The 12,264-nt window shown below is 64.3% G+C and carries 14 protein-coding genes; 2 read left to right on the top strand and 12 right to left on the bottom strand.

The window, feature by feature from the left end:
• Nucleotides 1-140: 140 nt before the first annotated feature.
• Nucleotides 141-1,100, top strand: a complete 960-nt coding sequence (locus tag QMO82_RS14085; RefSeq protein ID WP_183606958.1) for an acetylxylan esterase — start codon at nucleotides 141-143, stop codon at nucleotides 1,098-1,100.
• Nucleotides 1,097-1,825: an esterase family protein gene (locus QMO82_RS14080; RefSeq protein WP_183606959.1), complete on the top strand. Its 729-nt coding sequence runs from the start codon at nucleotides 1,097-1,099 to the stop codon at nucleotides 1,823-1,825. The genes QMO82_RS14085 and QMO82_RS14080 overlap by 4 nt, the downstream gene beginning before the upstream one ends.
• A gap of 16 nt (nucleotides 1,826-1,841) precedes the next feature.
• On the opposite strand, the gene QMO82_RS14075 is transcribed toward QMO82_RS14080, so the two are convergent.
• From QMO82_RS14075 to QMO82_RS14020, 12 genes are read right to left on the bottom strand one after another with little or no spacing between them, the layout of a single operon-like run.
• Nucleotides 1,842-2,834, bottom strand: coding sequence for a dihydroxyacetone kinase subunit DhaK (locus QMO82_RS14075; protein ID WP_183606960.1), 993 nt, complete (start codon nucleotides 2,832-2,834; stop codon nucleotides 1,842-1,844).
• A 51-nt stretch (nucleotides 2,835-2,885) separates the two neighbouring features.
• Nucleotides 2,886-3,293, bottom strand: a complete 408-nt coding sequence (locus tag QMO82_RS14070; protein ID WP_183606961.1) for a hypothetical protein — start codon at nucleotides 3,291-3,293, stop codon at nucleotides 2,886-2,888.
• A gap of 1 nt (nucleotide 3,294) precedes the next feature.
• The gene (locus QMO82_RS14065) at nucleotides 3,295-4,875 is read right to left on the bottom strand and encodes a putative PEP-binding protein (protein ID WP_183606962.1); all 1,581 of its coding nucleotides are present in this window, start codon (nucleotides 4,873-4,875) and stop codon (nucleotides 3,295-3,297) included.
• Entirely contained in the window at nucleotides 4,859-5,203 is a 345-nt protein-coding gene (locus QMO82_RS14060) for an HPr family phosphocarrier protein (protein WP_183606963.1), read from the bottom strand. Before QMO82_RS14060 ends, QMO82_RS14065 begins: the two co-directional genes overlap by 17 nt.
• Complete coding sequence (gene dhaM, locus QMO82_RS14055; RefSeq protein WP_183607679.1) at nucleotides 5,203-5,601, bottom strand: dihydroxyacetone kinase phosphoryl donor subunit DhaM; 399 nt, start codon at nucleotides 5,599-5,601, stop codon at nucleotides 5,203-5,205. Before dhaM ends, QMO82_RS14060 begins: the two co-directional genes overlap by 1 nt.
• Nucleotides 5,602-5,615: 14 nt before the next feature.
• A complete protein-coding gene (gene dhaL / locus QMO82_RS14050) occupies nucleotides 5,616-6,236 on the bottom strand; it encodes a dihydroxyacetone kinase subunit DhaL (RefSeq protein WP_183606964.1) in 621 nt (206 codons plus the stop codon).
• Nucleotides 6,237-6,283: 47 nt separating this feature from the next.
• Complete coding sequence (locus QMO82_RS14045; protein WP_183606965.1) at nucleotides 6,284-7,927, bottom strand: dihydroxyacetone kinase subunit DhaK; 1,644 nt, start codon at nucleotides 7,925-7,927, stop codon at nucleotides 6,284-6,286.
• A gap of 53 nt (nucleotides 7,928-7,980) precedes the next feature.
• The gene (locus tag QMO82_RS14040) at nucleotides 7,981-8,988 is read right to left on the bottom strand and encodes an ABC transporter ATP-binding protein (RefSeq protein WP_183606966.1); all 1,008 of its coding nucleotides are present in this window, start codon (nucleotides 8,986-8,988) and stop codon (nucleotides 7,981-7,983) included.
• Nucleotides 8,981-10,078 carry an ABC transporter ATP-binding protein gene (locus QMO82_RS14035; RefSeq protein WP_183606967.1) on the bottom strand — a complete coding sequence of 366 codons (1,098 nt, stop codon included), beginning with the start codon at nucleotides 10,076-10,078 and terminating at the stop codon, nucleotides 8,981-8,983. Before QMO82_RS14035 ends, QMO82_RS14040 begins: the two co-directional genes overlap by 8 nt.
• A 3-nt stretch (nucleotides 10,079-10,081) precedes the next feature.
• Nucleotides 10,082-10,300: a hypothetical protein gene (locus QMO82_RS14030; protein WP_183606968.1), complete on the bottom strand. Its 219-nt coding sequence runs from the start codon at nucleotides 10,298-10,300 to the stop codon at nucleotides 10,082-10,084.
• On the bottom strand, nucleotides 10,297-11,250 hold the full coding sequence (locus QMO82_RS14025; RefSeq protein WP_097619133.1) for a carbohydrate ABC transporter permease: 954 nt from the start codon (nucleotides 11,248-11,250) through the stop codon (nucleotides 10,297-10,299). The genes QMO82_RS14030 and QMO82_RS14025 overlap by 4 nt, the downstream gene beginning before the upstream one ends.
• Complete coding sequence (locus QMO82_RS14020; protein WP_183606969.1) at nucleotides 11,247-12,215, bottom strand: carbohydrate ABC transporter permease; 969 nt, start codon at nucleotides 12,213-12,215, stop codon at nucleotides 11,247-11,249. The genes QMO82_RS14025 and QMO82_RS14020 overlap by 4 nt, the downstream gene beginning before the upstream one ends.
• Nucleotides 12,216-12,264: the final 49 nt, after the last annotated feature.

Genomic DNA, 12,264 nt, shown 5'->3' with positions numbered 1-12,264 from the left:
GGCGCTTTCCGGCGCCCGTGAGCATTGTTGACGCCGGCAGGCGCGCAAGTCGCTGTCGAGTCTTGGCGCGTGACGGGCGGCTTTTGCCCGTGGTGCAGCCAGAGCCTTGCGCAACCGACCGTTTCACGGGACAAAGCCGGATGAGCATTCCGACGACACATCCCTTCGATTTCGATCCGACCTACGGCATGCGGCTCGAAGAGCTTCTGGCGATCGGGCCGCCGGAGGAGCCTGACGGTTTCGACGCGTTCTGGGGCGCGCGGTATCGCAAGGCGTTGACGATTGATCCGCAGCCGGTGCTTTCCCGCAGCGAACTCACCCATCCCGATTGGCACGTGCTCGACCTCGTCTATCTCTCCACGGATGCGTTCCGGATCGGCGGCTGGCTGCTTCTGCCGCGCGGGCAGGAGGTGAGGCGCGGTCTCGTCGTCGGGCATGGTTACGGCGGGCGCGATCGGCCTGAATTCGATTTGCCGGTCAAGGAAACAGCAGTGCTTTTTCCCTGCTGTCGCGGGCTGTCGCGCAGCGCTCATCCGCCGATTTCCGAGAATCCCTCCTGGCATGTGCTGCACGATATCGATAAGCCGGAGGCCTATATCATTGGCGGCTGCGTCGAAGATATCTGGCTGGCCGTCTCGACGCTCGTCGCGTTCTATCCCTGGCTTTCTGGGCATATCGGCTATAGCGGCATCAGCTTCGGCGGCGGCATCGGGGCAATGGCCATTGCCTATGACGAGCGCATCGACCGCGGGCACCTCGCGCTGCCGAGCTTCGGCCACCAGCCGCTGCGCCTCAAGCTGCCGAGCGTCGGCAGCGCGCAATCGGTGCAGCAATATCAGGCGGAGCATGGAAATGCGCTCGAGACGCTGCGCCTTTATGATGCGGCGACCGCTGCCCGCCGGATCAAGGTGCCGATGCTGACGGCCGTTGCGCTTTTCGATCCTTCGGTCGCGCCGCCCTGCCAGTTCGCTGTCGCCAATGCGATACCGAAATTTAATGAAATCTTCATCCTGGATGCAGGGCATTTCGATTACCCTGGAAGTGCTGACCAAGAGGCGGTTCTCCGCAACAAGATCGGACAATTTTTCAGGGTGCCATGAACCGCGAATATCTGCGCTGGTACAGTCAGCGGCTGCATCGAGACATGGAGATGCTCGTGTTCGGACATGCCGGCGCCAAGGTGCTGGTGTTTCCGACGCGGGAAGGGCGCTTTTTCGAATATGAACAGCTCGGCCTGGTCGCGAGCCTTGCCGACAAGCTGCAGGCCGGTCATCTCCAGCTCTATTGCATCGAGGGCCTGGCCGCCGACAGCCTCTATGGCATCCACCACCACCCAGCCGAGCGCATCCGCCGGCATGCGGCGCTGGAGGATTATATCCTCAACGAGGTGCTGCCGCTGATGGCGGCGAAGAATGCGCATGACTGCACCATCGTGCATGGATGCAGCCTCGGCGCCTTCCAGGCCGCGAGCCTCGTCTTCCGCCACCCGCATCTCTTCCGTAAGCTCGTCGCCTTTTCCGGCCGCTACGACCTGACGATGAAGGTGGAATCCTTCGGCGACTTATTCGACGGCTATTACGACGACAGCGTCTACTTCCACACGCCGACGCATTTCCTGCCCGGCCTCGGCTCCGACTGGCGGCTCGACAGGCTGCGCGAGATCGATATCGTTCTCACCATCGGTGATGCCGACCCTTTCCTCGACAACAACCGCTATCTCAGCCGGCTGCTGGGCGAGAAGAATGTCGGCCATCAGTTACATGTCTGGGACGGACGCGCCCACCGCGCCGGCGCCTGGAGGAAGATGGCAGCGCTTTACATCTGACACCCTTGGGATGCCGTCACGGCCAACGCAGTGCCGCCGTCGCCACCGGCGCGTCCCAGAGCGCGATCTCCTCGTCGGTCAGCAAGGCAAGGGTGACGGACAGTCCCTGCATGTCGAGCGAGGTGACGTAGGTTCCAACCAGCGAGCGCTCGATCGGAATGCCTCTTTCCTCGATGAAACGGCGGGCGCCGTTATAGGCGAGGTAGAGTTCGGCCGGTGGCGTGCCGCCGAGGCCGTTGACGAACAGCAAGGCTCGCATGCCCGGCGCTGCCGCGATGTCAGCGGCGATGGTTTCGCAGAGATGTCCGATGATGGCGTCGGCGGCGGCGAAGGGCTGCCTGGCATGGCCGGGCTCGCCATGGATGCCGACGCCCATTTCCATTTCGTCGGGTCCGAGCGCAAACGTCGTGCGCTCGGTCTGCGGCACCGTCACGCCGTTGAGCGCCACACCCATCGAGCGGATGCGTGTGTTCAACCCCTCGCCAAGCTGCTTCAATTCGGCAAGCGACATGCCGCGCTCGGCTGCTGCCCCCAGGAGTTTTTCGACGATCAGCGTTCCGGCGACGCCGCGCCGGCCGCGGCCTTCGCCTGTTCTCGATGTCTCGATATCGTCGCTGACGACCACCATGTCGAGGCTGTGGCGGTTGCCGGCCATCTCGATCGCCATTTCGAAATTCATCAGGTCGCCGTCGTAGTTCTTGACCACGAGCAGGCAGCCGACGCCGGTATCGGCCTCCTCGATGGCGGCGATGATCTGACTCGGTGTCGGCGAAGTGAAGATATGGCCGACACAGGCGGCATCCAGCATGCCGTGGCCGACGAAGCCGATATGCATCGGTTCGTGGCCGGCGCCGCCGCCTGAGATGAGCGCCACCTTGCCTGGGGTGAGATGGCGGCGGCGGATGGATTTGCGCTCGGCCCCGAACACCACGAAGGCCTCATGGGCGCGCACGAAGCCTTCGACGCTTTCGGCGACCATGGTTTCCGCAGTGTTCATGAACTTCTTCATCAAGCCCCTCCCAAGGCCAAAAGCATTACGTTACGTTAAGCGACTCACTCGTCATTCCGCACCCGATATCGCGACGATCTTCTGCACCAGATCGGAAATCGCCTCTTCCAGCAGGCGGTTTTTCCTGTCGTCGCCGAAGTCGGGCACCATCAGCGACAGGTGCCGCAATTTCTCGGAATGGCCGAGATCCGGCAGCTTGCCGGGATGGGCGGCCTGGTAGGCTTCGAGAAAGCGCTCCTGTTCGGCCGCGCTGAAATGGCAGACGCCGACGATGGTGGCCAGATGGCGCGCCGGCAGCGGTGTCGCATAGGTCGGGCTGGTGATCTGGGTGACGAAGCTGCGATGTTTGCCAAGCGCCGTCGCCAGGCGCTGGCGCGTGCCCGATGGCCTGTTGTCGATGATCTGCGCCAGAATGGACTTGTAGGCGATAATGGCGTCTTCGGTGTCTTCGCGCGCCATTCTATTCTCCGGCTGCCTTTGTGCCATCGGCATTGAGACCGATGATCGCCGATCTTATCGCGGGACGCCGGGCCGGCGCCACGGAAAAATGCCGGAGGCCGGCGGCGAGCAACCCCGAGAGATAGCGGGGATCGCCGGCCATGTCGCCGCAGATGCTGGTGGGCTTGCCGGCGGCAAGCTTCACCGCCTGGGCAATCAGCCGGAGCACGGCGGGCGCTGCCTTGCCGGCATCGGCGTCGAGGTCGTCGCGGGTGGATGCGGCGAGGTACTGGGTCAGATCGTTGGTTCCGAACGAGAAGAATGCCGCCGACCCGAACGTGTCGAGCATCAATGCGGCCGATGGCACCTCCACCATCATGCCGATCGGCGGCATCCGGTGGAGCAGGGCGCGGCGGCCGAGCTTTTCGGCTTCTTCGCGGAACAGCTCGCGCATCCTGTCGATCTCGTCGGGAAAGGTCACCATCGGCAGCATCACCGACAGTTTGCCGAAGACAGCGGCGCGCAGCAGGGCGCGCGCCTGCACCCGGGCGATTTCCGGCCGGGCAAGCAGTAGCCGGATGCCGCGCAGGCTCGAATTGGAGAGAGCCGGCAGGTCTTCCAGGCCGGCAAGCGGCTTGTCGCCGCCGATGTCGAGCATTCTAATGATCACCGGCTTGTCGCCCGCCTGCTCCAGCACGCGGCGATAGATCGCCAGCTGGCGCTCCTCATTGGCGGCATCGGCGAGTGAGGTGACCGAGAATTCCGAGCGCATCAGGCCGACGCCCGCCGTTGCCGGATCGAGGGCATCGATCTCGGCGGGATCGTTGATGTTGATGGAGATGAGGATCGGCACGCCGTCCGCCGTGCGTAGCTCGCCGCTTACAATTTGCGCGTCACTAGCAGGCGCTTGAGCGGGTGCGAGCGGCGGGATCAGCTTGCCGCCGGCTTTCAGGATGACCGCGCCGGCGTCGCCATCCACGCTGACAGGATCTCCGTCTGCTGCCGAAAAGCGGCCGGTGCCGACCACCATCGGTACCGATTTCGCCCGGGCGAGCAGGGCGACGTGGCCGGCGGTGCTGCCTGCAAACAACGCGATGCCGCCGCCTTTCGACCAGTCATGGGCGAGAAAACGGCTCGGTTCCATGTCCTTGCCGACGAAGACCGAGCCGGGCGGGAAATCGGCGATCGGGGTGCCGGCGAGTGCGCCGAGCACCCGGTTCTTGATGTCGAGAATATCGACGGCGCGCGCCCGCATCTGTTCCTCGTCGGCCGCTTCGAGTTCGCCGATATAGGCGTCGAGGGTGGCGACCCAGGCGAAGACGACGTTCTCATCGGCCAGCATGCGTGCGCCGGTCGCCTCCGCGATTGTCGGATCGCGCAACACCTCGATCTGGAAATCGATGATATCGCGGCTTTCGGCATCGGCGCCCTCGGCAAGGCGCTCGAGTTCGCCGATCGAGATATAGATCGCCGTCTCCAGCGCGCCGTATCCGCCGGCAGTTCTAGGCTCAGGGGCGCCGCCTGGCCGCTCGGCCAGAAAGGCCGGGCCGGATGCGACGCCGGGGGATGCGCTCTTTGCTTTCAGCCTAAGCGGTTCGGCCATGTTTCTTTTCCTCATCGAAGTTGCGCTCGATGAGTTCCTTCAGCGCGCGGATCGCCTCTTCGGCGAGAATGCCGTCGGCGCGGATCCTGAGGATCGACCCTTTGCGGATTCTCGCGCCCATGATCTTGATGATGCTCTTGCCGTTCAGCCAGACGTCGCTGCCGTTGACAGCGATCTCGATCGAACAGGGAAAGGACTTGGCAAGCCGGGTGAAGGTGACGGAGGGGCGGGCATGCAGTCCGACACCGTGCTTGACTTCCACCTCCGTCTGGCAATTCACGTGCAATGGATCGGGCTCCTGTCTTTCACTACGCAATCCGCTCGTCATCAGGGGGACAGTTCCTCGGCTGTGGCGACGACTTTGGCCAGCGACGCGCCCCCCGACGCCTCGGCAGCGGCGATGACGGCGCCTTCGACCAAAGGCGCGTTGCAGATGGAGACGAGGGCCGCGCGTGGAAGGCCCAGCATTTCGATCGCCATCTCGCTGTTGGTTTCGGCGCCGCCGAGATCGACGAAGACAGCGACGCCGGCATCGGACCAAGCGGCCTCGATCGCCCGCAGGATGCCGCCGGCATCGGTGCCGAGCTCGCCATGGACGTTACCGCCCGACCAGGCGACCGGCACGCAGTCGCCGACCATCTGCCGCACCATGTCGGCGATGCCCCGTGCCACCAGCGGCGAGTGGGAGACGATCACGATGCCCACGTTTGCGGTCTTTGCAGTCATGTCGGTCCTTGCATTCATTGGGGGCGATGCTCCCCGAGATAGCGGCAGATCGCCGTGGTCAACAGTGCGCAGCTCGACGCGCCGGGATCGACATGGCCAATCGAACGATCGCCGAGATAGGCCGCGCGCCCGCGCATCGCCTTCATCGCGGCGGTCCTGTCGGCGGAGCGCTCGGCCTTGCGGGCGATGTCGCCGAGCGGTGACCTCTTCGCCAGTGCCGCATGCACGGGATAGAGCACGTCGAGCAGCGTCTTGTCGCCGGCATGGGCGCGTCCGCGTCTTGCCACCGCGTCGATCGCCTGTTTCAGCACCTGCGGAAAATCGGCCGTTTCCTCACTTTTGCGAAGCTCGCGGCCGATCTCCATCAGCAGCGTGCCGTAGAGCGGCCCGGCCGCCCCCCCGACATTCATCACCAGCGTCAGGCCGATCTTTTCCACGGCGTCGGGAAAGGGCAGGCTGGACAGGCTTTCGCCTTCGGCGCTCACTGCCTCGCAGCCGCGCCGCATGTTGGTCCCGTGATCGCCATCGCCGATGGCGCGATCGAGCGCGCAGAGATGATCGCTGTTTGCCGCGATCGTCGCGCGGCACACCTCGATCAATCCTGCCACAAGCACCGGTTCCGCCTGCACTGCCATCCTCCCTGTCGCCGCGTCTCCCGCGCGGCTCTCAAACTTTACGCCGGTCAGGCGAAGCTTGCCACCACGCCGAACGCGCCGGCAACGGCGACCGCACCGGGATCGGCAACACCCGCCAGATCCCTTTCGCCGACATAGGAGGCGCGTCCGGCTCTCGCCTTCGTCATCGTCCTGGTCGACTCCGCACCCGCTGCCGCTGCCCTTGCCGCGGCGGCGACATCGCCGGATGCGAGCGCATGCAGGGCAGGTGAGAGCGCATCGACCATCGTCCGGTCGCCGACTGCGGCTCCGCCATAGAACGTCATCCTGGCGAGCCCGGCAAGAAGGGCCGCCGATATATCGGCTTTGTCGGCCATCGCCTTTGCCGCCGCGGTGAAGAAGATCGACAGCAGCACGCCGCTCGATCCGCCCATGCTGGTGCCGAGGATATCGCCGAGTGAGGCAAGCGTTGCCGCCGGCCGGTCGAGCGGCAAGGTATCGAGGCGGGCCAGCACGCTGCGGGCGCCTGTCGCCACCGTCGAACCGGTATCGCCGTCGCCGACGCGGCCGTCCAGCCGGTTGAGTTCGCTTTCCTGCGAGATCAGATGCTCGCAGAGCGCCGTAATCAGGCGCCGGTTGCGTTCATTTTCCCCGGCTGTGCCATTGGCGCCGTTCAAGGCGGCTGATGTTCTCGGTGCGGCGATGATCTGGATTTCGTGGCGTTCGACGGCCGGCATCCAGGCGTGCGGCTCGACCGCTGCCGTTAGCGCCGCCTCGCGCGCGGCGTCCAGCCGGATCAGCGACAAAGAGAAACCGTTCATGTTGAGCGCGGTCATCATCGGCGCCGGGCCGATGATTAGCCGGACGCGGCGGCCAAGCGGCGAGGACAGCACGGCATTCGCGATCACGGTCATTTCGAGCGGCGGCACGGCGCCGAGATTGTTGATCAGGAGGGCGTGGCTTGCTCCTTCGCGCAAGGCCGGGGTCAGGCGCGCTACCATGGTGGCGACGATATCGGCGACCGGCTGCAGCGCGATACGTTCGACGCCCGGTTCGCCATGGATGCCGAGGCCGAGTTCGCCTTCGTTCTCGCCGAGACGGTCCTCATGGGCTTGGCCGGGCACGCTGCAGGTGGAGAGAGACATGCCGAGCGAGACGATGTCGCCGGCTGCAGCCGCGGCATGGGCTGCGACCGTCTTCAGGTCCTCGCCCTTTTCGGCGTGATGGCCAGCGATCTTGTGGACGAACAGCGTGCCGGCGACGCCGCGGGGCTGGTTGATGCCGGGAATGGCGATGTCGTCGGCGACGATGACCATCTCGACGTCGAAGCCCTCGGCGCGCGCCTTTTCGGCGGCGAGGCCGAAATTCAACCGGTCGCCGGTATAGTTCTTGACGATCAGCAGCGCGCCCTTCGGGCCCGCAACGGCGCGGATCGCCGTCAGCACGGCATCGACGCTCGGCGAGGCGAAGATTTCGCCGGATACGGCGGCTGTCAACATGCCCTTACCGACGAAGCCGGCATGGGAGGGCTCATGACCGGCGCCGCCGCCTGAGATGATCGCCACTTTCGACTTGTCCCAGTCCGCGCGCAGGATCACCTTGATGTCGGGATAGCTGTCGAGGCGGGCAAGTCGGCCGGCACCGCTCGTCAGAAGCAGACCGTCCAGAGCTTCGGTGACGATGTTTTCCCTGCGGTTGAAGAAGTGTTTCATCGATTGAGACCCGTCTGTTTGTTTTTCATGCCATCGTCATGTCTGTTTGCCGGTCAGGGCAGGCGCTGTCCAGCCGCATCGAAGTAAAGCGGATCGCGCAGCGTCAGGCTGATCCGGTCGCCCGGCGCGATCGCCAGATATGGATCTGCAAGTGTGACGAGCTTGTGATTGCCAGCCCTGATGTGCAGATGGTTCTGGTCACCGAGATGCTCGATCCAGTCGATCTCGGCATTGGCATCCCGGCCGACGACGATATCGAGATGTTCGGTGCGGGCGCCGACCGTTTTCGTACCGGCCGGCGGCCGGCCGCCGGGAAGCAGATCTGCCGGCAACAGGTTGATGTGCGGCTGGCCGAGGCGGGCGGCGACATGCAGGTTGGCGGGATTGCCGTAGATCTCGCGCGGCGTTCCCACTTGCATCAGCCGGCCCTCGGCGACGATGCCGATACGGTCGGCCATGGTCATGGCTTCCACCTGGTCGTGGGTAACATAGAGCAGCGTCGAGCCCAGTTCCTTCTGGATGCGCTTCAGCTCCAGGCGCAGTTCGGCGCGAAGTTTAGCGTCGAGCGAGGACAGCGGCTCGTCCATCAGATAGATCGCCGGCCGGCGCACCAGCGCCCGGCCGATCGCGACACGCTGCATCTCGCCGCCGGAAAGCCTGGTCGAACGGTTCTCCAGCTTGTGGTCGATCCGAACCATGCGCGCGACCTCGCGCACGCGACGGTCGATCTCCTCGGCGCTCAGCTTGCGGACCGGCGCCTTCAGCGGAAAGGCGAGGTTCTCGTAAACCGTCATGTGCGGATAAAGCGAATATTGCTGGAAGACGAAGGCAACGTCGCGCTCGGCGGGGGCTTCGGCGGCGACATTGCGGCCGCCAATCTCGATGCGGCCGCTATCGGGCTTTTCCAAGCCGGCGATCAACCGCAGCGTCGTGGTCTTGCCGGCGCCGGTGGGACCGAGCAGCACGACGAACTCGCCGTCGCGGATCGACAGATCGAGATCGGCCAGAGCCTGGGTGTCGCCGAAGCGCTTGGCGAGGTTCCTGAGAACGACATCAGCCATGCCGGGTCTCCTGATAGAGCGAGGACGGTACGGCACGGCCCGACGTGCAGTCGAAGAGCGCGAGTTTCGCTGGGTTGAATTCCAGGCCGACGGTCTCGCCGATCCGGAAGCTGCGATTGGCGGGAACGCGGGCCTTGATCAGGCCGCCCGGGGTTTCCACAGCCACGACCTGGTTGGTGCCGAGATATTCGCTGCCGTAGACGGCGCCGCGCAGCCGCGAGGCGTCGCTGAAGCGGATATGCTCCGGCCGCACGCCGAGCGCCAGCTCGCCTTCGGCCATATCCTTATGGATTTCGGGGACGGCGACATCGACGCCGTCGAGCAGGATGGAACGGTCGCCGCTTTTCAGGCCGGAGGTGAAGCGCATGAAGTTCATCGGCGGCGAGCCGATGAAATCGGCGACATACATGGTCGCCGGCTTGGCATAGATCTCCTGCGGCGTGCCGAACTGCTCGATGACGCCATGGTTCATCACGGCGATCTTGTCGGCCATCGCCATTGCCTCGTGCTGGTCATGGGTGACGTAGACGGTGGTGGCATGAATGCGGTTGTGCAGTTCGCGCAGCTCGTGGACCATGACCTCGCGGAACTCGGCGTCGAGCGTGCCGAGCGGCTCGTCCATCAGGAAGCATTTCGGGCGCCGGACGATGGCGCGGCCGAGCGCCACACGCTGCCGGTCGCCGCCGGCAAGGCCGGAAACCGAGCGGTCGAGAATATGATCGATCTGCAGCAGGCGGGCCGTCTCTTCCACGCGCTGACGGATCTCGGCCCTGGGCATGCCCTGCGACAGCAGCGGGAAGCCGATATTTTTGCGCACATTCATATGCGGATAGAGCGCGAAGAGCTGGAAGACGAAGGCGATGTCGCGGGCGCTGGCGCGGTTGAAGGTGACGTCCTCGCCGTCGAGATAGATTTTGCCGCTCGACGGCAGTTCGAGGCCGGCGATCATGCGCAGTGTCGTCGTCTTGCCGCAGCCCGATGGACCGAGCAGCGCCAGGAACTCGCCGTCACGGACGGTGAAGCTCGAATCCTGAACGGCGACGAAGCTGCCGAATTCCTTGCGGAGATTTTCAATCCGGATATCCGCCATGGCTCACTCCGGGAATTTCGAAACGATGATGAACATGACGGTGCCTGCAAGCAGGGTGACCAGCGAATAGGTGTAGAGCACCAGCAGGAAGGGCTGGAACAGCATCAGGAAGCCGAGCCCGATCAGCATGGTGACGATGGCCTCCATCGGGCCACGCCGCAGGAAGAACGGTCGCTTCGGGCGAGGAGGGGTGCGGGTGCGTGTCTCGATCAGATGGCTCATTTGCGGACGGCTCCGAAGGTAATGCCGCGCAGCAGCTGCTTGCGCAGGAGAATGGTGAAGACGAGGATCGGGATCAGGAAGATCGTCGTGCCGGCAGCAACGGCCGGCCAGTCCTGCCCGCCTTCGCCGATGATCGTCGGGATGAAGGGTGGCGCGGTCTGGGCCTCGCCCGAGGTCAGCAAGGCGGCGAAGGCATATTCGTTCCAGGCGAAGATCAGGCAGAAGATCGCGGTTGCGGCAATGCCGGTCGTTGCCTGCGGCAGCACGACCTTGCGGAAGGCCTGCAGCCTCGTATAGCCGTCGATCATCGCCGCTTCCTCGTATTCGCGCGGGATTTCGTCGATGAAGCCCTTGAGCAGCCAGACGGCGAGCGAGACGTTGACGGCGGTGTAGAGCAGGATCATGCCGAGTGCCGTGTCCGACAGGCCGAGCTCGCGATACATCAGGTAGATCGGGATGGCGACGGCGATCGGCGGCATCATGCGCGTCGACAGGATGAAGAACAGCAAGTCGTCGGCGAGCGGCACCTTGAAGCGGGAAAAGCCATAGGCGGCGAGCGTGCCGAGGAAGACCGCGAGGAAGGTGGAGCCGAAGGCGATGACAAGCGAATTGACGAAGCGCGGCACGAAGTTCGACGGGCCTGCTATCACCATATTGCGCTTGCGCGTCACCTCATCGCAGGTGCCGACCGGCGCCGGCAGCGAGGCGATATAATCAGGCGTCTGCCGCGTGCGTGTGGTGAACAGGTTGCAGTAGCCTTCGAGCGACGGCGTGAAGACGATCTTGGGTGGATAGCTGATCGAATCCGGTGGCGACTTGATGCTGGTCAGGAAGATCCAGACGAGCGGAATGAGGGTGATCAGCGCGTAGAGGACGACGATGGTGCCGGCGATGCGCTTGCTGTTGAGGCTCGGTTCGACGACCGAATGGGCGGAGTTGGCGGCGCTCATCGTTGCTTCACCTTGTTCAGTGCCTTGACGTAGATGTTGGCGAGGCCGAACACCGCGACGAAGAGGATGATGGCGAAGGCCGAGGCTCGGCCGGTCGCCCAGCTTTCGAAGGCGGCGCGTTTCAGCGTGATCGAGGCGACCTCGGTGACCGAGCCCGGTCCGCCGCCGGTGAGCAGCGTCACCATGTCGAACATCTTGAAATTCTCGATGCCGCGGAAAAGTACGGCGAGCATGATGAAGGGCAGGGCCATCGGCACGGTGATCGACCAGAACTGGCGCCAGGGCGAAGCGCGGTCGACCTCGGCGGCCTCGTAGATATAGTCGGGGATCGAGCGCAGGCCGGCGAGGCAGATCAACATCACATAGGGCGTCCACATCCAGGTATCGACGATGATGATTGCCCAGGGCGCCAGAGAGACGTTGCCGAGCATCTGGATATCGGAAGTCGGAATGCCAGAGACCAGCGACACGGCATAGGCGAAGAGGCCGATCTGCGGTTCGTAGAGGAAGCGCCAGAAATTGCCGACGACGGCAGGCGACAGCATCATCGGGATCAGGATGATCGTCGTCCAGAAGGCATGGCCGCGAAACTTGCGGTCGATTAGATAAGCCAGCGTGAAGCCGATTACCGTCTGCAGCAGGATCGTCCAGAAAACGAAATGCGCGGTGGTCTGCATCGCCTGCCAGATATCGGGATCGTTGAGGACGCGCTGGTAATTTCCAAGGCCGACACCTTGGACCGGCGCATTCGGCCGGTTGGCGCGGTAATTGGTGAAGGAGAGATAGACCGCCCAAAGCAGCGGAAAGATGTTGATCGCCAAGAGCAGGCTGATGGCGGGCGCAATGAACAGCCAGGCGATCGCCCTGTCGGAGAGACCGCGGACGCGCCGGGCGACCGAGACCGGCGTTGCTCTTGCTGTCGCGTCGGCTGCCTTCTCGACGATGGAGGAATGGGAAATGGTCAAGTCTTCACCCGGTCTTTTAGGATATAAGAAATCCGGCGGCCCGGCTCGT

The sequence above is a fragment of the Rhizobium sp. BT04 genome, assembly GCF_030053135.1.
GTDB classification, from domain to species: domain Bacteria; phylum Pseudomonadota; class Alphaproteobacteria; order Rhizobiales; family Rhizobiaceae; genus Rhizobium; species Rhizobium binxianense.
The sequence above is the reverse complement of the archived record's forward strand: the minus strand, read 5'-3'. Positions and strand labels throughout refer to the sequence as shown.

What these genes read in the sequence shown, in the direction of transcription:
- QMO82_RS14085 (WP_183606958.1), top strand. Translation starts at nt 141, where the DNA reads ATGAGCATTCCGACGACACATCCCTTCGATTTCGATCCGACCTACGGC.
- QMO82_RS14080 (WP_183606959.1), top strand. Translation starts at nt 1,097, where the DNA reads ATGAACCGCGAATATCTGCGCTGGTACAGTCAGCGGCTGCATCGAGAC.
- QMO82_RS14075 (WP_183606960.1), bottom strand. Translation starts at nt 2,834, where the DNA reads ATGAAGAAGTTCATGAACACTGCGGAAACCATGGTCGCCGAAAGCGTC.
- QMO82_RS14070 (WP_183606961.1), bottom strand. Translation starts at nt 3,293, where the DNA reads ATGGCGCGCGAAGACACCGAAGACGCCATTATCGCCTACAAGTCCATT.
- QMO82_RS14065 (WP_183606962.1), bottom strand. Translation starts at nt 4,875, where the DNA reads ATGGCCGAACCGCTTAGGCTGAAAGCAAAGAGCGCATCCCCCGGCGTC.
- QMO82_RS14060 (WP_183606963.1), bottom strand. Translation starts at nt 5,203, where the DNA reads ATGACGAGCGGATTGCGTAGTGAAAGACAGGAGCCCGATCCATTGCAC.
- dhaM (WP_183607679.1), bottom strand. Translation starts at nt 5,601, where the DNA reads ATGACTGCAAAGACCGCAAACGTGGGCATCGTGATCGTCTCCCACTCG.
- dhaL (WP_183606964.1), bottom strand. Translation starts at nt 6,236, where the DNA reads ATGGCAGTGCAGGCGGAACCGGTGCTTGTGGCAGGATTGATCGAGGTG.
- QMO82_RS14045 (WP_183606965.1), bottom strand. Translation starts at nt 7,927, where the DNA reads ATGAAACACTTCTTCAACCGCAGGGAAAACATCGTCACCGAAGCTCTG.
- QMO82_RS14040 (WP_183606966.1), bottom strand. Translation starts at nt 8,988, where the DNA reads ATGGCTGATGTCGTTCTCAGGAACCTCGCCAAGCGCTTCGGCGACACC.
- QMO82_RS14035 (WP_183606967.1), bottom strand. Translation starts at nt 10,078, where the DNA reads ATGGCGGATATCCGGATTGAAAATCTCCGCAAGGAATTCGGCAGCTTC.
- QMO82_RS14030 (WP_183606968.1), bottom strand. Translation starts at nt 10,300, where the DNA reads ATGAGCCATCTGATCGAGACACGCACCCGCACCCCTCCTCGCCCGAAG.
- QMO82_RS14025 (WP_097619133.1), bottom strand. Translation starts at nt 11,250, where the DNA reads ATGAGCGCCGCCAACTCCGCCCATTCGGTCGTCGAACCGAGCCTCAAC.